This is a genomic window from Nocardia xishanensis NBRC 101358 (assembly GCF_001613365.1).
In the GTDB taxonomy this organism is placed as follows: Bacteria; Actinomycetota; Actinomycetes; order Mycobacteriales; family Mycobacteriaceae; genus Nocardia; species Nocardia xishanensis.
Map to the genome: position 1 here is coordinate 14,360 of NZ_BDCF01000008.1, position 20,468 is coordinate 34,827.

Below are 20,468 nucleotides of genomic sequence, written 5' to 3' on the forward strand. Positions count from 1 at the left end.
TTACCGCAGCGCCGAGCGCCCACGGCATGGTCGTTCCCTTCGTCACCTTGGCCCACCGCGACCGTACCCGCCCGGTCTGGGGCAAACTCGACCCCAAACGCCTGCGGGAAACCTTGCACCGCAAGCTATGTCAGATCTGCGGCGACCCGCTCGCCGACCGCGTCGTTCTCTACATCCGGCCCTCGGACTACCTACGCGGCCTCACGCCCGAACCGGGAGTCCATCCCGAATGCGGCCTGTATTCCAAACAGGCCTGTCCGATGCTGGCCGGTCGCGTGGACCGCTACAACCCGCATCCACCCGAACAATTCACCGTCTGTGACGACCCGGTCTGCGACTGCCGCCGCTGGATGGTCCCCGAACCCGACCCCCGCGGCGGCCACCGCGAAGGCCAACCGGCCGAAGCCTGGTACGAAGCGTGGCTGCACCTGAACGACTACATGATCGTCACCGACCCCGGCAACAACGCCGTCGCCCCGGCGGTCGGGGTCGACCTGCGCCCGTCCTCACGGATTCGCCGCCTGCGCAAAGTACGCGACGCCGCACCCGGCAGCGAAGATGACCAGCCGGTAGATCTGCTCGCGGCGCTCATCGCCACCCGCGTCTTCTTCGGCGTCGGCGGCCCCTTCCAGTGACCGGCACCTCGCCGAACATGCCTCCGCGGCGGCCACATTGCGGGGCTGTCCCCGGGATTCGGCCGCCGCGGAATCGGCTGGCGCGTTAGAGTTTGGCCAGGGTCGGGTCATTCAGGGGGTTCACACACTCTCGTTGACCGCATTCGCGCGGTTGGATCCCGATGCCGCCCGCGCCGGGATGCTCGGCGACGATCTGTCGGCGCAAAGGCGCGTTGGTGGGCGTTGCTCTGTCCCCTCCAGGCACACCCACCTTCCCCTCTTCTGGCCTCCACGCACATCGCGCCTTCCCACCAGCCGCGCCTTCCGCCCGCGTCATTGCATCTCGGGACAGCAAGCCCTGCCCGAGCATCCGCTGCTGCCACCTCATCAGGAGGTTCTGTGCCGTCCATCCATGCCCCGAGTAGCTTCATCACCGCGACACTGACATGGCTGCCGCAGCCGCCCTCACGATCGCTGCTGTTGGTCCGGCTCCGCGAAAACAGCGGCGCACCAGGCACCTACGCGATTCAGGCGCTACACAGTCATGACCTGTATTCCGCCGAGGGACAGCTGGCAACGGCAGCGATCCTCTCAACCGCCCAGCATCTGTGCACACCACAGCCTCCGGACGCGGCAGCGGTCGTCATCATCGATGAACCCCCACCGCATCGGCCGGGATCCATCCCTGCTCTGTCCCAATTGGCCATGCAGCTGCGCGGAACGCTCACCACGACCGGCACCCCATTGGTCGGGGCGTGGACGATCACCACGACCGAACCCGGCAGCGCCTGGGTGAGCCTGCTCGACGACAACCGCGGCGTCCTGACCAGCGCGCCCCCGGAGCCGCCAGCCCGACCGCGGCGAGACACCGGCGTCGGGCACGACCTCGCCTCCGCTGCGGTCGATGTGACAGCTGGGCGGTCTGCTCCCGGTGATGATCCCAACGCCTTCGCCGACCAGCTCGATCAGGCGCGTGTGCTGGCGCGGAGGCGGCTGCGGCTGGTGTTGTGCATGGTCTATGCCGTCAACGCCGGCGTCGAACTACGCATCGACAGGCTGGCGGAGGTGGCCGAGGCCCTGGAGGACCCAGCTGTGCGGGATGTGCTCTACGCCTTCGCTGTCGGCCGCAACGGACCGACCGCGCTGAAACTGTGGACGCTGCTGATCCGTGAGCTACCGATCCGCCGACGCGGCGTGCCCGCGATGCTGGCCACCCTCACCCACTACACCAGCAGTGACTACACCAGTACGGGCGAGACGAGCCGGATCGCGCTCACCCAACAGCCCGACGATCCCTCCCTGCAAACCCCGGCCGCCGCGATCACCGCCACGGACCCGGCCGAACTGCTGCGCGCCATTGCCCATTCCGGGCGCTGCACCGCGGCCGATCTCGGCATCGACATCGACTGACCACACACCGCCCACGGAGGTTCCCATGCCCGAAGTACCGTCCCCTGCCGCTGCGCCGCCGATCACCGAGGCGCGGCGGCACGCGTGGGCGATCCTCGCCCGTGCGGCGCTGACCGCCCGCACCGGCGGTCGCCGAGCTGCTGGCAGGACTCGACGACCCCGAACAGGCCGCTGCCCGTCTGACCGGCAATCCGCGCGAGTTCGGTGTGCCCGCCAATCTGGCGGATCAGGCAGCGCGGGATCTGGAACGCGCTGCCGCGATCGGGGCCCGGCTGCTCACTCGTGACGAACCGGAGTGGCCGACGACTCGGTTTGCCGGTCTCGATGCCCCGCAGGTGCGTGGCCATGCCCCGGTCGCGTTGTGGTTGCGCGGCCCGGCACGTCTGGATTCCTTCGCCGAGCACGCCGTGGCGGTGGTGGGGGCGCGTGCGGCGACCGACTACGGACAGCGGGTCGCCTACGACATCACCGGGTACTTCGCCGAGCGCGGGTGGACGGTGGTCAGTGGTGGCGCCTTCGGCATCGACGCGTCGGCTCATCGTGGCGCGCTGGTGCGCTCGGCCACAACGGTCGCGGTCACCGCAACAGGGATCGACCGCTACTACCCCACCGGCAACCAGCGTCTGCTCGAGCAAATCACCGCCGAGGGATTGATGGTCTCGGAATATCCGCCGCAAACCCCGGCGACCAGAGATCAGTTCTTGCAACGCAATCGGATCACCGTCGCCCTGTCGCGTGCGGTGGTAATCGTCGAAGGCGGCCGTGTCCGTGGCGGCACCGCCGACACCGCCCGGTGGGCGCGCGAGCTCGCCCGCCCGGTGTTCGCCGTGCCGGGCCCGATCACCTCGGCGGCCTCGGGCGGCCCGCACGCCCTGATCCGCGACGGGCACGCCCGCCTGATCACCCACGCCGCCCGGGTCATCGACGACCTGCACACCACCCCCGGCATCTGAACTACCCCAGCAGGTTTCGCCCCTTCCCGCCACGAGCGCAGCACCAGTCCGCCCGACCAATCACCAGGAGGATCGCTCATGTCCACACCCGCCACGACCGCTCCGGCACTGCAGACCCTGCCGCGTGAGGACTACGCGCGCCTCGAGCAGCGCGGCCTGGCCGGAGCGGTTCCGGCGATCCCGGACTCGGCGGTGGCCGAGCACTGGCGCGCCGACTACCCGGGCTGGCGCGGCCGGTACTGGGCCTGGATCGGCGACGACGGCGATGTGCTGCGTCTGCGCCCGATCAACGTCGCGCGCCAGTCCACCGCGCGCGCTGCCTGACCTCGGCCAGGCACTCGCCACTGCGCGACAGCGCAGCTGTTTCCGGTTCTGCGATAACCGTTTCCGGCGCGGCGGCTCCACCACCGAGGTGGGCTCGCCGCGCCCTTGTCTTGTGAGGAGCCTGTCTTGAGTCCGACCACGCTCACCGTTGTCACCGACCCGAACACCGAACCCGCCACCGTCGAGACGGACGCGGCACAGCAACCCGCGCCCGAGGCGATCGACACCGATTCCGCCACCGCGGAGCCGACCGCGGCCGACGAGGAAGCGTTCGTGCCGCCGCCGGACGCCACGGCGAGCTACCTCGACCCGACGGAGTTGCAGATCGCGGAGAACGTGCGCAAGAGTTTCGACCTGGCCGATCACCCGGAGCAGGTCGCCACGATCGAACAGTTCGGTGTTCGGGCTCCGGTGCTGGCCGAGCGTGAACCCGACGGGTCGATCTGGGTGTATGAGGGTCAGGTCCGCACTCTCATCGCCCGCCACCTGGGATTGCCGATGATCCCGGTGTGGGTCACCGACGCGCCTACCGACCTCGACCCCGCCGAGCGGCGCATCGCGCGCACTCTCGATCAGATCAATCTCAACGAACGCCGGATCCCGACCCCGGCCAGCGACCAGGCCGCCGGTATCGCCCTGACGTTGGAGCTGGGCGCCTCAGCCAACCGGGTCGCCAAGGCGACGCAGCGCAAACCGGCCGAGGTCCGCAAGATCGCCGCGGTCGGCAAATCCGGCACCGCGAAGCGGCTGCTGGATGAGAACCAGTACAGCCTCGACCAGCTCGCGGTGATCGCCCACTACGAAAACCTCGGTGACACCGACGCCGTGCAGCAGCTCCTCGAGGTCTCCCGCTACTCGATCGACTGGACCGCCAGGCGGATCGCCGCCGAGCGCGCCGAAACCCGCGACCGGCTCCGAGAATCCCTGGCTTACGGGGCCTACGGATTCGGGATCCTGACTCGCCACCCCGACACCAGCGGCAGCGAGCCCGCCTACGTCCCGGCCGCCGAACTGGCCACCGCCGCCGGTGATCCGGTGACCGCCGAGCTGATCTACACCGACCCGACCCAGTGGGTGGTGTTCCTGGAGGTCGAGCGCGACGCCGAGTTCGTCGACCGCGAGTCCGGAGAATTCGTCGACGCTGCCACCGTCGACTGGAGCACCCGCGGCAACCCGGAAGCCGAACCCGGCGATGGTTTGCGGCGCGCCGATACCATGGCTCGCCGCGACCGGTGGACGCCGGTGTACTACTTACCTTCCGACGAGCTCGAGCAGGCAGGGTTGGGCTTGCTCGTCGATGCGGTCGATCCCGACGACGAGGCTGCGGTCGCCGCGGCCGAGCAGGCCGCGGCCCAGCGTGAACAGGCACGCCAGGACCGGCGGCGGGTGATCGAACTCAACAAACGTGGAGCCGACTCCTATGAGCTGCGCGACGAGTTCCTGACCAAACTGGTCTCGGGTGCCCGCCCGCCGGCCGAGGCCGCGGTGTTCGTCGCCGAATCCTTGGCCCGCCGGATCGATTCGGCGGTGCTGCACAAGGTGACCAAGCTGTTGGGGATCGCCGGATCAGCCGACAAGCTCCTCGAGGCGATCCAGGCCGCCTCACCCAACCGGGCCTGGATGATCGTGCTCGCCATGCAGCTGGCCACCCACGAACTCGACGTCGACAAAAGCTTCTGGCGCATCGGGGAGGGATCGACCCGCCGCTACATGCGCTTCCTCGGCCAAGTCGGCGCTACACGAGACTTCGCACTCTGTGACGTCGAACAGGCCGCCGCCGGCGAGATCGACTACCACGACATCGACATCGACACTCCACCGCGCCAAGCAGCCCGGAAGGAGACGAAATCCCGTGGCTGACAACACCGACGATGCCCAACCGCCAACCGTCGATGAGGCGACCGCGAGTCCTGATACGCCCCGGGAGCGGGGCCCTGGGCCGCGGCTGCGGGTGGATGATCCCGGTGAGTTGATTGCGGCGCTGCCCGCGTTGATCGAGTTCGTACCCGAAAGATCGCTGGTGGCGGTCCTACTACGCAGGCCGACCGCACCCGGATCCGGCCCGACCATCGGTCCAGCCCTGCGATTCGATCTCGACCAGGACGGCGGCAAGCGCGGATTGGCGGCCGCAATCGCCTCCGCGGTCGCAGGCATCTGCGCCGCCGAGGACGCGACCGAAGTGCTCGCGGTGATCATCGATGACCGCATGCAAGCACCGCGCCGACCCCGCACACCAGGTGGCGCCAAGGCGTGGGGCGCGCTCATTGCCGCGTTCGCTCTGCACTTGGCAGATGACGAGGTGACGCTCACCGATGCGTGGGCAGTCCCAGTGATCCAGGCGCGCCAGCGGTGGTGGAGCCTGCTCGACACCGATCACCAAGGGACACTGCCGGACCCAACCACCTCGATGGTGACCTTCGCGTATGTACTCAACGGTCGCCCGATATACCGCACCCGCTCACAGCTGACCGACATGGTTGCCCATGACAGGGATTCAGCGCAGGAGGTAGCCGCGCACCTCGAAGACGCGGCGGGGTGCGACCGCTACGTCGCGGCCATCCGACGCGCAGATCCCGATGGCTACCGTCGGCGCGCGCTCGAACGGGTGCTGTATCGGGTCGCCGATCTGGACTCCGGCGCCGTGCCCACCGCGCGACAGATGGCGGAACTGGCTGTGGTGCTGCGTGATCGGATGGTGCGCGATGCGTTGCTCGCGTTAGCGGTGGGCGAGCACGCCACTGTAGCCGAACAGCTGTGGGTGACCCTGGTCCAATCGCTGCCTGGCCACGACCGTGCCGAGGCCGCGGTACTCCTTGCCTACAGCGCCTACGTCCGCGGCGATGGCCCCCTCGCCGGTATCGCCCTGGGCGCGGCGCTGGAGACGGACCCATCGCACTCGATGGCCATCCTGCTCGACACCGCCCTGCGCAGCGGAATGCGCCCGCAAGAGCTTCGGCGACTCGCCGACCACGGCCTCGGTATCGCCGGTCACCTGGGCGTCGATCTGGGGCCGATCCGCTGGTGACCCGCGGGTGTGCATCCTCACGACCTCGCCGGTGAGCGCCATCTCGCGGCACCGGCGACCAGCGACGTCCACCCGATTCCTGTTCTGGCCAACAACTCTCGAAGGAGCATGACCATGGCTGCCGGAGATACGGCACTCACCGTGATCGGAAACTTGACTGGCGATCCCGAGCTGCGGTTCACCCCGGCTGGTGTGGCGGTCACCAATTTCACGGTGGCTTCCACGCCCAGGGTTTTCGACCGCACCACCGATGAGTGGAAGGACGGTGAGGCGCTGTTCCTGCCGTGCTCGGTGTGGCGGGAGGCCGCGGAGAACCTGGCCGAATCGTTGACCCGCGGCGCGCGGGTGATCGTGTCCGGGCGGCTCAGGCAGCGAAGCTGGACCACCGACGACGGGCAGAAGCGTAGCACCGTCGAACTCGCCGTCGACGAGGTCGGGCCCTCACTGCGCTACGCCACCGCCAAGGTCCACCGCACCCCGAGGTCCACAGCGAACACCAACAGGCCCGCCGCCCAAGCCGAGAACTCCGCGCAGCTGGTCGGTGCCGGAGTCGGCGCGGACCAGAACCCGTGGGCCGCGGCCAGCGGCTGGGGTACCGGCGGTGACGAACCGGGGTTCTGACCCCGGGGATGTGGTGAGCGGTGGGTGAGGGCTGACCGTCTGGTCGACTGCCCCGCCTCCTCGAGTGCTACCAGGGTGGGGCCCCGCCACGGCTCCGGGCCCGCGCCCGGACACCACCGAATTTCCCCGCGCGACGCCCCAGCCACCGGCACCTGTCGGTGCCGTGAGCGCCGGAAATTCGGTGCCGCCCGATGAGGCGCGTTCCCTCCCGCCGTGTCGGGACCCCACCCTGGTCGGCCGCACTCAGGCGGGTCAGCCGACCAGCCGCCCAGCCCCGTGCCGGGGTAGTTCGTGCCGATTTGGGCACGTGCGTCCTGGCGCGGGGCTGGCTCGTTTCCAACGACAGACAGGACCCGGTGATGACTGCTCCGACAACCACTCCCGACGTTGCTGCTACCGACGCTGTCCCGACTGTTTCCCCGTTCGCCGACGCGCTCGGCGAGATCGAGTACCTACTCGAGACCAACCCCGACAGGGCGCGTGAACGGTTCGCTGCCGTGCTCGCTTTGGCCTCCCCGCAGGAACGCCAGTTCCTCGACCGGGCTGCCGAAATCCTCACCCGCAACCCCTACAAGGTCTCTGCCCGCCAGCTGGGGTGGATGGCCAAGAGCCGACCCGAGTTGCGCGAGATGATCGTCGATCTCACCGCCGACTCCGACCCCGGTCTGAACTGCCCCGCGATGCCCGATCCTTCGCAGGTGTCGATCGAGGCCGCCGAATGGGTGCAACGCTCGATTCGCGAGCGTCGCAACCGTGACCGGCTCACCGCGACACCCTTGCCTGCCACCGACGCGGCGCGCCTCACACCGAAGGCCATCGCCTACCGACGCGCCCGCCGCGCCGTCGCTGGCGCGGTGAACCTGCGTCACCGCGACCGCGACCAACGCACCACCAAGCGCCGCCGACTCGGCGAGGCCGAGTTCGCCGCCTACGCCGCCGACCGTCTCTTCGCGATCGACACCGACACCGCCGCAGATCGCACGGTGCCCGTTCCCGACCCGCGCAAGCCCGCGCATCTGGTGTGGGCACACGTGCAAGCCGAGTTGTGGGATCGCAGCTACTTCCGTCACGTCGCCGAGTGCTACAGCGAGCGCGACCGTCACCTGCTCGCTCCCGAGTCCCTCCGGCCCGCGCGGGGCCAGACCCGCCAGGGCCAGCACTCCGCCCTCGATCAGGCCGCCCGCGCGTTCCTGCGCGAGCGCACGGCCGACGCCGGGATCATCGACGACCGCCGCGCGCGCCGCCGCCCTACGACCACCCTGCCGAGGATCAGCACGGCCGACCAGACGCGGTTCGCGAGCAAGCGGACCGGGCTCCCGGTCCCCAGCGACTATGACGAGTTTCGGCCCTACACCGACCTCGACGTCACCGAGAAGACCTGGCAGGGCTCGGGTCTGGACTACGACCTCGCGGCCATGACGCCCTACCTCGGGTGGCCGTGCATCGGCTGCTGGATCGACCGCCCCGCCACCGACCGGCGCGCCATCCACATCAGGGACGGACGCCGCGTCAGCGACGACGGGCTCTGCGATGTGTGCCGCGCCGACGGCCACCCCGGCATCCCGCCGCTGCCCACCCCGTGGGGGATGCAGGAGTTCGTCGAGTCCCGCTGCGCCTACATCGCCGCCACCCACCCCCAGCAGGTGCCCGCGCTCCTCGACCGCATCCGCGCCGCCGCTGCGACCACCGGACCGACCTGGCGCATCATCACCCGCTGGATGGCGATGAACCTCGACCAGCCCACCGAACGACTGGCACCGCGGCGCGCTACGCGCCGTCGGCGGCCTGCCGCCCTCGGGGCCGGGCAACGGATCGGACGCTGCGACGCCTGCGCCCACCCCGGCATCGTGCACGCCGACAACTACTGCACCCAGTGCCGCATCGACCTCGGCATCGCCACGGTGCGCGAACGCGCCACCAGCGCAGCCTGACCCACCCGCTTCACCATCCAGCTCCGGTCCGCCGCGGTGACTCGCTCCCGCGGCGGACCGGCCCACCACGACCTCTCCAGGAGTCCGCATGCACCGTCCCCCGATGCTTCACGCACGCTTGGCTCTTCGCGCCGCCCGGCGATGGCTGACACCTGGACCCAGGCTGACCGTCACCGTCTTGCTCAACCAGGACCCCGACACGCTGTTCTCCGGCTACCTCCCCGGCGCGCGACTGATCCTCGCCTACCGCTACACCCTGCCTGCCGTGACCGCCGGAGAAGATCGGATGCTGCTCGAGCGAGTCTTCGCCGCGTTCAACGACCAGCCCGTCCACCCCGACGATCAGCTACACGCGGACGCCTGGGCAGCCAAGCGACTGCGATCGCTGTCGGTCGGCGACGTCGTCGCCATCGATGACCGCTACTACGCCTGCGCGCCGGTGGGCTGGATGTCGATCCCCGCTCCCGGCGTCTGACCGATCCCGACGAGTACCGGGACCACGCAACACGGTCCCGGTCTCTCACCATCACCCTCACCCCCCGAATCCCCCTTCTCATCCACGCATTCCCAGCCGCTGCATCCCTCATCGCACCGCCCCATCCCAGCCCCTCCGCCACCCACCAATCACCCTTCCCTCCCCTCTCGCCCTCCTTTTCACAAGCACACCTCTTGCATCCAGGGTAACGATTCGGTAACGACCAGCGGTTTCGGTGGATTGTCCGATATTTCGGTACGCCACAACCCTTGAGATAATTGCCGCGGGCGCGCTGGATGGGTTTATGACCGCGACGATTCATAAAGTCGTCGCAGGCAACGGCTTTCAGTATTACCTGCGAAATGTCGCCGCGAATGACGCTACCTCCCGCGGCCGTTCGAGCCTGTCGGACTATTACTCCGTTCATGGTGAGTCACCGGGACGCTGGCATGGCAGCGGACTGGCCGCGCTCGGCATCGATGTCGGTGCGGAAGTGACTGAAGCGCAGATGAAGTCGCTGTTCGGGTTGGGTCGCCATCCGAACGCCGAAGTGATCGAAGCCGCGGTCTATGACCGGCAGATCCACCTGGGTGCCAAGCACAAAGACGCTGCCCGCGCTGCCGACAATGCGTCACGTTTAGGGAATCCGTTTCGCGTTTATGCCGAGGTTTCCGCGTTCCGGAAACGCTGCGAACAAGCGTTCCGCGAACACAATACTGCGCACGGACGTGACCCAACCGCGGCAATTCCTGATGACGACCGTGCACGGATTCGCACGCATGTCGCGTTCGATATGTTCACCGACGAGTACGGACGCGCACCATTGGATGCGCGGGAGTTGTCGGGGTGGATCGCGAAGAACTCGCGCCCACCCGCCACCGCGGTCGCGGGTTTCGACATCACCTTCTCTCCCGTCAAGTCCGTCTCGGCGCTGTGGGCGATCGCGCCGCGGGAGGTGGCGGAGAAGATCGAGGCCGCCCACCACGCAGCGGTCTCCGATGCGTTGGCGTGGTTGGAGCAGCACGCGATCTTCACCCGGTTGGGCCGCAACGGGGTTCGGCAGGTCGATGTCGAGGGCATCGTCGCGGCCTGTTTCCTCCACCGCGAGTCGCGTTCGGGGGATCCGGATCTGCACACCCACGTGGTCATCGCCAACCGGGTGCGCACCCTGGATGGCCGGTGGCGCACTCTCGACGGCGCTGGGCTGTATCAGGTGGTGGTGACGGTGTCGGAGATCTACAACACGAGGTTGGAACACCATCTCGAAACCACCGTCGGGGTGGAGTTCGCTGCCCGCCCCGACACCGACCCCACGAAACGCCCGATCCGCGAAATCCTCGGCATCCCCGTGGCGTTGATCGAGCGCTGGTCACAGCGCGAGGCCGCGCTCAAGGCACGGTTGGGTGAGCTGGCCGCGGAGTTCCAAGCCCGGTTCGGGCGTGAACCGGTGCCGATCGAGATGTACAACCTGGCCCAGCGCGCCACCCTCGAAACCCGCCCCGCCAAACACTCGCTGCGCTCACGAGCCGAACAACGCGGCGCGTGGCGCACCGAAGCCGTCGGGCTGCTCGGCGGCCGGAACGCGCTTGCCGAGGTCGTCGCTCGTGCGTTGAATCCTTCTCGCGCGGCCCGGGTTGCGGTGTCGGCGGCGTGGATCAACAGCGTCGTGCAGCGGGTCCTCGAGGTGGTTTCCGAGCAGCGCTCGACCTGGCGGCACAGCAACATTCGCGCCGAAGTGGAACGACAGGTGCGCGGCCACATCACCCCGGGCGATTGGGAATGGGTCACCGAAGCGGTCACTACCGAAGCTTTCTCACCGACCTACTCGATCGCGCGCGGTGACCCCGACCTCGCCGAACAACCCGAGCTGCGTGTCGTCCCACAGCCGCTGCGCCGCCGCGACGGCGCCAGCGTCCACACCCGCGCAGGCGCCCAGCTCTACACCACCGCCGCTATCTTGTCGGTGGAGCAGCAGCTGATAGAGCTGTCCATACAACCGGGTGGACGCCAACTCTCACCGCACACGATCACCGAGGCGGTGCGGGATTACAGCAGCGCCAATCCGGATCGGCCGCTGAACGCCGGACAAATCAGCGTTGTGGAGGGCTTCGCCACCTCGGGGTTGCGGGTGCATACCGCCAACGCTCCCGCGGGTTCGGGTAAGACGACCGCGATGCGGGTGCTCACCGACGCCTGGCACGCCAGCGGCGGGAAGGTCCTCGGAGTGGCGCCCACCGCTTCGGCCGCAGCCGTACTCGGGCGGTCGATCGGCGCACGCGTGGAGACCGCGGACAAGGTGCTGACCATCGTGAACCTGCACAGCCCGCGCCCGGACAACCCCGCGTTGGCGCGGGAGGTGCCGCCGCCGCTGCCGCAGTGGGTGCTCGACATCGACCCCGACACGCTGGTGATCGTCGATGAGCACGTCAAGCTCGGCAATCTCAAACGCCTACGCCTGCTGCGATTCCTCACCGGGCGCGGGGCGACGATCCGCTGCATCGGCGACGATCACCAGCTTCCGGCGATCGAAGCCGGCGGCGCCGATGCCGACATGGCAGCCGCCGCACCCGAACATTCGATGACCCTCACCCATGTCGTGCGGTTCGCTTCCACCGGCGAAGCGACTGCCAGTTTGGGGCTGCGCGAGGGCGATCCGGCTGCGCTGGGCTGGTATCTGGACAACGGACGCGTGCACGCCGGACATCACGGCGCCACCCACGACGACACCTACACCGCATGGATGGCCGACCATCTCGCCGGGCTCGACACCATCATGCTCGCCCCCACCCACGAGGTCGTGACCGCGCTCAACGAACGAGCGCGCGCCGACCGGATCGCTCGCGAGGGTGCGGGTACCGGTGCAGAAGTTGTGCTCACCGACAGGCTGTGCGCGTCGGTCGGCGACACGATCCGCACCCGCCACAACGACGCACGACTGCGCCTCGGCGCCCACGATTGGGTGCGCAACGGTTACGCCTGGACCGTCACCGCCGTCCACGACGACGGCAGTCTGACCGCCACGCACCTACGGTCCGGCGGTGAAACCGGTTCGAGTGTGCGGCTTCCCGCGTCGTATGTGCGCACGCATGTGCGCCTCGGCTACGCGACAACGATCGATTCCGCGCAAGGAATCACCGCCGACACCTGCCACGTCGCGCTCACCGGATACGAATCCCGCCAACAGCTCTACGTCGCACTCACCCGCGGCGTGCACGCCAACCACGCCTACGTTCCGACCGCACTGGACGGCTCCGAAGCCTCGTTCTGGAGCGAACCCGCGGTCTTTCCCCGCACCGCCGTCGAGGTTTTGCTGCGCATTCTCGAACGCGACGGTGCACAGAAATCCGCGCACACCGAACTGCGCGACGCTCTCGACCCGCAGCGGCGCATCGGTCGCGCACTCGACATCTACCTCGATGCGATCGGTGCCGCCGCCGAAAACGCCCTCGGCTCACACGGACTCGACCGCATCGACACCGCCGCCGACAGCATCCACACCAACCTCACCGACAGCCCCGCCTACCCCGTTCTGCGTCAACATCTGGCGATCATCGCGATGACCGGCCGCGACCCCCTCACCGCGTTGCAGACCGCCGCGGCGGCGCGGGAACTCGACACCGCTGATGATCCCGCCGCCGTGCTCGACTGGCGTTTGGACCCCACGGGTGCGCACTCCACCAGCTCTGGGCCGCTGCCGTTCGCGCACGGACTCCCCCGCGCACTGGCCGATGATCCACTCGCCGAGCAGCTGCGCGCCCGCCACCGCATCGTCGCCAATCTCGCTCGCCAGATCACCGACGACACCGGCACCTGGACACCAGTGACCGCACCACACTGGGCGCGGTCGCTGCTCGGTGGCGACCCGGCCTTGGTAGCCGAGCTGGCGGTATGGCGCGCCAGCATGCACATCCCGCAACGCGACCTCCGTCCGACCGGGCCCACCCGCTACGCCGTCCTGGAACGGGACTACCAGCAGGCCCTCGATGACCGCCTCGCCGACGCGCTCGGGGATGTGCATCTGCCGGTGAACAAGTGGACAGCCGTCATCGAAGAACTCGACACCCGCATCACCGCCGACCCGTACTGGCCGACCCTGGCCGACAAGATCGAACTCGCCGACCGCGCCGGAATCGACATCACCGGCCTCCTGTACGAGGCCGCCGCGCGACGCCCGCTACCGGATGAAATGCCCGCCGCCGCGTTGTGGTCGCGCCTTGAGCTCGAACCTTCCGCCCTCGACCACACCCTCGGCAGCCGCGACCTGCGCCCGGACTGGCTGTCCGACTTGCACAGCGTGCTCGGAACCACAACCGCCGAGCACGTGGTCGCAGATCCCGCGTGGCCGCGGATCGTGGCCGCGATCGACCGCGCGGCCGGCACCCACTGGACACCCCACGACCTCCTCGCCACCGCGCACGAACTGCTCCTCAGCGCCCAACCCGACCACGCCCCCAGCCTGCGCCCCGACCAGTTGGGGCCCGCTCTCGCCTGGCGCATCGACGCCCTGCTACGCCACATCCCCGCCCGCACCGCACCGCACCACCCACCACCACGCGCTACCCAACCCACCGCAACGCGCACCCCATCTCACCGCGAACCTGCCCCGGAGACCACCGTGGACACCGACCACAACAACAGCTTTGCCACCGAACCCGCCCCGGCAACCGACCCAACGCCACCCACCGCGCCCGACATTCTGCCTGTCGACCTCCGAACCCTCGCCGAACTATTGCAGGCCGGACAACTCGCCGATGCGACCAAGTTCGGCAACCTCACCGCATCGATGACCGCCGAACAACAAGCCATCCTCACCGCAGTGGCTCGAACCCTGCACCGCAACAGCTTCCCCGTCGCCCGCGCCCGGCTGCAGTGGGCCGCCGAACGCTTCCCCCAACACGCCACCCTCATCCACGCCTGCACCCCCGACACCGACCCGCACCTCTACCGACCACCCGAGGGCGAATCGCCACAACCTGCCTACCGACGCGACCGCCGTCACGAAGCCGCCCGCGACCACCGCGAATACCGCGACCCGACACGTCGACGAGCACCCCGCCCACGCGCCGAGATGGCCGGTGAAGACCTCGCCAACAACTACTTCGACCTGCACGACAAAACCAACACCCCTACACCGGCGGATCAGCCGCTGCACGATGGGATCTGGAATCCCTACCCGGACGAAACCAACACCCCTGCACCGGATCAGCCGCTGCACGACGGCATCTGGAATCCCTACGACCCCGAACCCCCAACCAGCTATGCCTTCGACTACGAGCTCGCCGCACTCCCGACTACCCGCGGCCTGCCCTGCGTGACCTGCGGCATCGAACGCCGACGCACCGACGCCACCCCCGTTCCACCACGCCGAGCCGACGACGGACTGTGTGGCCCGTGCCGAGACAACGGCGAAACCGGCATCCCCGACCACGACCCCACTCAACACATTCAAGCCCGCTGCGCCCATTTCACCGCAACCAAACCACCCGACGCCGCCCGCGCCGTCCTCCGCCGTGACTGGCGGGCCACCCCAAACCCACACCACCGCAGCGTGATCGAAACCTGGGTACGCGAACACCTCACTAAAAACACCACCGCAGACCCGACACAAACCTCGCCCGTCGACCAAGCCACGGACAACCCGCTGATCCTGCTGACCGACGAACAACTCGCTCGAGCCATCGACCATCTCGAGCTGCGTTTGGCGCTCACTGACACCGAAACCGCATTCTTCAATCCCCCCACACACCCGCCCGACACACCCGACCCCGACGAGCTCGCCCGACACCACCGCGCCGCCCAAGACGCCATCCGCCAAGCCCACCAAACCGACCAACAACTAAACGACGCGGTGCACGCCGCTCACACGGCCGCCGTCGAACTCGACCAGGCCCGCTCCGCATTCGACGCCACGCCCAGCTATCGACGGAATCAACGCCGCCAGTTGCAGACCCAGATCAGCGAGCTGCTCGCTAAGCACAACACCCTCGAACACAAGCGCGACACCGCTCGGACCGCTGCCCGCCGCGCCCGCCGTGAAGCCGTCATGCTCGCCGGACCCGAATCCGGATGGGAGCACCTTCTCACCAGCCAACCCGAGCCGCCGACTCCCACACCACCACATGCCTCCAACGACGCGGCCAAGGAGCAACGAACCCGCATCAGCGGCATCAATGACGAGCTCGACGAACTCCAGGCTGAGCAGCGCCGCCGCCGAACACTCACCCCTGACCAGCGCGAAATCGAGACCCAACTGCGCGCAATGGCGCCCACCTTTGACGCCTACCCGGAGTCGAGCGAGGCGATTGGCGAACTCCACGAGTCGTATCGAGATGACAGTCTCGGACTGTGATTCGACCGCACAACGGTATGGGATTATGCAATCTCCGGCAGTCGTTGGTCTGCGGTGCGTCGTCCGCTTCCTGTGAAGCGCAGACACCGCCCGGCATCCGTGAAGCCTCCGCGCAGGTGGAGACCTGCTGCTTCGGCATCGGCGGCGGGGCCGACAGGCGGGATGTTCCGGCGCTTCGCCCAACTAGTCAGCCGACCTAGCCCTCTGAGTCTGCGCGCGTAATCAGCGCGAAGTATTCACCAAACGACTTCGTCAGGGCGTCCAGCGCCGCCTTTGTCCACTGTCCGCGCAACATCCGAAAAAGGCAGCGTGGGCATTGCGGTCCGACGCGGCTGGTTCCCGTGCACGGAGCGCTGTCGACGCGTGAACTAGCACGAGCGCAGTCATCGCCGTCGCGGCCGGGGCAGCAAGCGGCTCATGATGATCGCGTCCCATAGTTCGCCGTTGCGGCGTCGGTAGTGTGCCCGCAGCGTGCCTTCGACCTCGAATCCCGCGCGGTGGTACAGGCCGATCGCGGGAAGGTTGTGCGGCCAGACCTGCAAGGTGACCTTGTGCGCGTTGTTGTTTCCGCACCAGTCGATCAGCTGCTCCAGTAACACGGTCCCGATACCTTGGCCCCTGTGGCTGGAGGCGACCATCATGGTGATCGACGCGACATCGGTCGCTAAGAAGTGCGCGGTGGCTGTGGCCACGATCCCGGCCGACGAATGCTCGGCAACGAGCAGCCCTGCGGTGGTGGCGACGAGGTTACGCAAACGGACTGCCACGTCGTCTCCATCGATCGGGGGTTCCGGTCCGATCCACTTGCCTTCGGTGGCGACATCGACGTGCAACTGGACACAGGCGGGGATGTCTTCGACGCGGCCGTGGCGGACCATCACGTCGGTGTTGTGGCGTTGTCGGCTCGGTTTCGTCGCCGCAAGCAGTCGGCGGATCAGGTGTTGGTCGACCAAGACGGCCTCGAGGCTGCGTGCGACAACCTCGTCCCCGACCGGCGACAGGTGCAAGCCGTCGGCCATCCACGGACTGCGCGCGGCTGACGAGTCATCGGAGCGTTCACCCAGCAGCGTGGCGGTTGTGACAAATTTGCCCCAACAGTCCACGAACACAGCTCCGGCGTCGCGGGCCGCGTCACGGGCAGCGAGGTTGTACGCGCATAGGTCGCGGTTGATTGCCGCTGCCTGCGGGCCGATATGCGTGGCGACCGGTGGGGAGGCCAGGCAGACAACGGTCCGGGAGCCGACGGTGAGGTGGCCGAGGGCGGCTCGGTAGTTGCGGGTGAACTCCTGCAGGTCGACACCCTCGGCGAGGCGAGCCTGGTGACGTCGCAGTACGTCGTTGGTGCCGCACTCGAACAGGGCGATGTCCTGGGCGACATCGGCAGTCTCGATGGCTTCCAGCAGCTCGCGTGAGGTGGTGCCGCCGCGGCCGCGATTGTGGAAGACCATGGCGACATCGGGAAGCCGTGCGGTCAAGCTGGTGCTCAGCCGCTCGATGAACCCGCCGTTGCGCCATCGGTCGACCGCGACCGTCGTGCCCGGCGCGGGAAGATCGGTGACGCGGGCCAAGCGGTGTGACTCACCGACGAGGTGCTCGGTGTGGCTGGTGCCCCAGCACCGCACCACCAGTGTTCGAGACGATTCGGCGCGACCACCCCGGTCGTCCACAGTGGCGGTGGTCCCCTCATCGGGCTGGAGGAGATCGGGGCCCGCCCCGGCCGATGGTGTGGTCGAGGCGGCGACGTCGGCGACGATCATCTCGGCGATGTCGGCGCTGCCTTGGGTAGCGTCCAGGCGGACTTCGTCGACGAAGTGCAGCGGATCCCAGCCGCTGTACCAATCCCGCATCTCGTCACGACCGAACGACGACGACTGGGGGCGGGTCGCGTGCCGCCGCAACGTCTCTTCGAACGACAAGTCGAAGGCGTAGAACCGCGATACGGCTGCATTGGAGGTCAATCGGTCGAGCATGTCGCCGTAGCGGCGCGTCGAGAAGATCCCCTCCAGCACGACAACCAGCCCACGAGCCAGGCACAGCGAGGTGATCTCGCCGATCAACTCGATATTGAATCCGCCGGGAACATCGCTCTCCCGCAGCAACTCTCGGCGCACAACATCCTGCGAAATGACCACACACCGCCCCCGATCGAACCGCCGCTGCAATGCCCTGGCCACAGTCGTCTTGCCGGAGCCGGAGCTGCCGCGAATGACCACCAACCGGCCCGCAGGCTCGGCCGACAGCGACGAACGAATCCGCGCCGCGAGGCCGGCCATTTCGGTCTCGGTGTAGTCGAGGATGCCGTGGACCAGATCGACCGCATGCAGCTGCTGACGGTCGTAGGGCGTGTTGGCCGGAAGCGGAGCGACGTGCCAGTGAACATGGGCATTGCCCTGCATAGAACCAAGCGACATCAAGTAGGTCCGCTCGGGACCGGTCACCGCGGCAACCGCGCGCGCCACTTTGTGCACGGCCGATTGCAGTCGAAGATACTGGTGTGGGGTCAGGTCGGCGACCACATCTTCGACGTGGCGCCGCGGCACCACGAGAGCGTAGCCGAACAAGGTGGGGTACTTGTTCAAGAACGCGACGTGCTCACCGTCGTCGTAGACCATGTGGTGCTCGTAGCCGGGTTTGCCTTCCAGGAAAGCGCACACGAAGCAGTCCTCCGATCGCACCCGCTGTTCATAGGTGGCCAGGTCCATCGCCACGCGCCGACCGCTGGCCTCGGTCGATGTGACCGGCACTGTCGCTGCGGGTTTGACCGAAATCAGATGGCAGAAGCGGGCCGTCTCGACGTAGGGGTATCGGTCGGCCAGCAGGTTCTCCAGCTGCAGGAGTTTCGCGAAGAACTCCGCGTCGTGCTTGATCGCGTCGTCGCTGATCAAGTCGCACACCGCCCGCACCCCGTACTGGACCGGACGCTGCAGACCGGCCGCCACCATCTTTGTGGCCAAGTCGGTCGCGGTCACCGCGTCGATCTCGGCGTGATAGGTGACCGATGCCCGGCTGGTCGTGTTCAGCAGCCGCATCGCCTCCTCGAGTGCTCCGCGCCGCACCGCAGCAGTCAGCGGGTCGATGAGCGGGTTCGGTGCCAACACCGACAGCAGTCCGCCGGGGCGCAGCACCGAGACCATTGCCTCGAGGACGGCACCTCGATCAGGTACATACTGAATCACGTTGTGGCACAACACCACATCAATCGACCCACGCGCCGCGACAGTAAGCACGTCGGATGCCTCCGCCAACCGGGTGTCGATCAGGTCCCCGAAGCCCTGCGCCTCGGCCAAGCCCACGGCCTCAGCCAGCGACGCCGACGAGGTATCCACGATGGTCACGTGATGACCCAGCGCCGCCAGACGCACAGCGTCGAGACCATTACCTCCACCGACATCGAGCACTGTCAGCGGCCGAGCCGGCAGATGGCGGACAAGATTGGCATACACCTGCTCATACCGGAGCCGACCCCACGGGGTGGCCTGATAGCTGCGGAACGCGTCCAAGTGTCGATCGAATGCCGAGGCCATAACACCCCTTCCTACGCGAAATCCGCACTGGTCGAGACAAGAACGGATGACCGGTCATCGCCGACCGCCCCGGACGGACTCCATGGGTCGGTGTCGGGATGTGCGCGAATTCCCCGCGGACGCCGTCGGGTCGGTGGCGAAAAACGGCGTAAGCAGCGGTGCGGTCCTAATACTCGCTGGATAGGGGGCAATGCTTGCCCGGTAGTGGTGCCGGGAATCCTGGCGGTGACCCGAGCCGCGAAATAGGTCTCCTTGTCGACGAAGGAGAGTCGGTTGGGCGTGGCGCGAGTGCCACGCCCGGTTGCACGCGACGGTGTCCGGAACTTGCGGTCGATGTCGTGTGGTCTGTTTTCCCTTGTGTGAGAGCCGATTTCGTGTCGGTGGGGTGTGTCACACTAACGATCGTTCGGGGCGGTGTGGGATGGCCGCCTTCTGTGTTCGACCCGGGTTCCAGGGAGGGATCGTTCTCATGGCATACATCTATGCGTTCCAGCTGGGTAATGACGATTTGTTCAAGATCGGAAAGACGTCGAACAGTCTGGAGCGGCGCCGCAATCAGTTGCAGACCGGATGTCTGGCGACGTTGACGCTGTTCCGGTCGGTGTCCACCGCGACCGGCGCGGACGCGCTGGCCGGTGAGCAGTTCATCAAGCAGCGGTACGCGGCGCGGCTGGTGCGCCCGCGTAGTGAGATCTTCCGGTTCACTCCCGCCGAAGTGGTCGGTGTGCTGGCTGCGGCGCAGGAGTATGTGGAGCGGGAGCTGCCGCGCGAGGAGGCCGATAAGGCCGCGGTGGCCCAACTCGAGGAGGCGACCCCGGATGAGGAGGTGCTGGCGGCGACTGCGGAGTTGACGACGCTGCACCATCAAATCCACGACATGGTCGCCGAGAAGGCCCGGCTGGAGAACCAGGTCAAAGACGCTGAGAACGAGATCTCCCGGTTGACGTCGGCGTTGAAGATCGCGATCGGCAAATCCAGCGGTATCGATGGTGTCGCGATGTGGCGGATCGGCAAGTCCCGCGCGAAGTTCAACGTCGAGCGGCTCGCCCAGGAGGCGCCCGAGGTGCACGCGCAGTACCTCGCCTTGCAGTTCGACGGCCCGAAGTTCAAGGCCGATCAGCCGAAGGAGTACGAGAAGTACATGGACACCACACCGGTGCGGGTGTTCGAGTTACTCGACGAATCCTGAAGCGGCACCTCGACTCCGCCGCAAAGCTCGCCCGGGTCCAGCATGGACCGGGG

General features: G+C 67.8%; 12 protein-coding genes. 11 read left to right on the forward strand and 1 reads right to left on the reverse strand.

The window, feature by feature from the left end; all coding sequences use genetic code 11:
• Positions 1-26 precede the first annotated feature (26 nt).
• From NX1_RS08110 to mobF, 10 genes are all read left to right on the forward strand, one after another.
• Complete coding sequence (locus NX1_RS08110; RefSeq protein WP_068056226.1) at positions 27-635, forward strand: hypothetical protein; 609 nt, start codon at positions 27-29, stop codon at positions 633-635.
• Between the two features lie 378 nt (positions 636-1,013).
• Entirely contained in the window at positions 1,014-2,024 is a 1,011-nt protein-coding gene (locus tag NX1_RS08115) for a DUF4192 family protein (RefSeq protein WP_084501221.1), read from the forward strand.
• A 206-nt stretch (positions 2,025-2,230) separates the two neighbouring features.
• Positions 2,231-2,977: a DNA-processing protein DprA gene (gene dprA, locus NX1_RS08120; protein WP_068056233.1), complete on the forward strand. Its 747-nt coding sequence runs from the start codon at positions 2,231-2,233 to the stop codon at positions 2,975-2,977.
• 78 nt (positions 2,978-3,055) lie between these two features.
• Positions 3,056-3,301 carry a hypothetical protein gene (locus NX1_RS08125; protein ID WP_068056235.1) on the forward strand — a complete coding sequence of 82 codons (246 nt, stop codon included), beginning with the start codon at positions 3,056-3,058 and terminating at the stop codon, positions 3,299-3,301.
• A gap of 126 nt (positions 3,302-3,427) precedes the next feature.
• Positions 3,428-5,161: a ParB/RepB/Spo0J family partition protein gene (locus NX1_RS08130; RefSeq protein ID WP_068056237.1), complete on the forward strand. Its 1,734-nt coding sequence runs from the start codon at positions 3,428-3,430 to the stop codon at positions 5,159-5,161.
• Positions 5,154-6,326: a DUF4192 domain-containing protein gene (locus NX1_RS08135; protein WP_169812196.1), complete on the forward strand. Its 1,173-nt coding sequence runs from the start codon at positions 5,154-5,156 to the stop codon at positions 6,324-6,326. Before NX1_RS08130 ends, NX1_RS08135 begins: the two co-directional genes overlap by 8 nt.
• A gap of 114 nt (positions 6,327-6,440) precedes the next feature.
• Positions 6,441-6,947: a single-stranded DNA-binding protein gene (locus NX1_RS08140; RefSeq protein ID WP_068056713.1), complete on the forward strand. Its 507-nt coding sequence runs from the start codon at positions 6,441-6,443 to the stop codon at positions 6,945-6,947.
• Between the two features lie 359 nt (positions 6,948-7,306).
• Positions 7,307-8,878, forward strand: a complete 1,572-nt coding sequence (locus NX1_RS08145) for a hypothetical protein (protein ID WP_157119599.1) — start codon at positions 7,307-7,309, stop codon at positions 8,876-8,878.
• 103 nt (positions 8,879-8,981) lie between these two features.
• On the forward strand, positions 8,982-9,353 hold the full coding sequence (locus NX1_RS08150; protein WP_157119600.1) for a hypothetical protein: 372 nt from the start codon (positions 8,982-8,984) through the stop codon (positions 9,351-9,353).
• A 304-nt stretch (positions 9,354-9,657) separates the two neighbouring features.
• On the forward strand, positions 9,658-15,702 hold the full coding sequence (gene mobF, locus NX1_RS08155; protein WP_157119601.1) for a MobF family relaxase: 6,045 nt from the start codon (positions 9,658-9,660) through the stop codon (positions 15,700-15,702).
• Between the two features lie 383 nt (positions 15,703-16,085).
• Here the strand turns inward: mobF and NX1_RS08160 are convergent, their stop codons facing one another.
• The gene (locus tag NX1_RS08160; protein ID WP_068056247.1) at positions 16,086-19,226 is read right to left on the reverse strand and encodes a GNAT family N-acetyltransferase; all 3,141 of its coding nucleotides are present in this window, start codon (positions 19,224-19,226) and stop codon (positions 16,086-16,088) included.
• 469 nt (positions 19,227-19,695) lie between these two features.
• On the opposite strand from NX1_RS08160, the gene NX1_RS08165 reads away from it, so the two are divergent.
• A complete protein-coding gene (locus NX1_RS08165; protein WP_068056249.1) occupies positions 19,696-20,415 on the forward strand; it encodes a GIY-YIG nuclease family protein in 720 nt (239 codons plus the stop codon).
• Positions 20,416-20,468: the final 53 nt, after the last annotated feature.

Bases quoted from the DNA above. Each gene is read 5' to 3' on its own strand.
- NX1_RS08165 (WP_068056249.1), top strand. From the start codon at position 19,696: ATGGCATACATCTATGCGTTCCAGCTGGGTAATGACGATTTGTTCAAG.
- NX1_RS08140 (WP_068056713.1), top strand. From the start codon at position 6,441: ATGGCTGCCGGAGATACGGCACTCACCGTGATCGGAAACTTGACTGGC.
- NX1_RS08125 (WP_068056235.1), top strand. From the start codon at position 3,056: ATGTCCACACCCGCCACGACCGCTCCGGCACTGCAGACCCTGCCGCGT.
- NX1_RS08160 (WP_068056247.1), bottom strand. From the start codon at position 19,226: ATGGCCTCGGCATTCGATCGACACTTGGACGCGTTCCGCAGCTATCAG.
- NX1_RS08150 (WP_157119600.1), top strand. From the start codon at position 8,982: ATGCTTCACGCACGCTTGGCTCTTCGCGCCGCCCGGCGATGGCTGACA.
- NX1_RS08145 (WP_157119599.1), top strand. From the start codon at position 7,307: ATGACTGCTCCGACAACCACTCCCGACGTTGCTGCTACCGACGCTGTC.
- NX1_RS08110 (WP_068056226.1), top strand. From the start codon at position 27: ATGGTCGTTCCCTTCGTCACCTTGGCCCACCGCGACCGTACCCGCCCG.
- mobF (WP_157119601.1), top strand. From the start codon at position 9,658: ATGACCGCGACGATTCATAAAGTCGTCGCAGGCAACGGCTTTCAGTAT.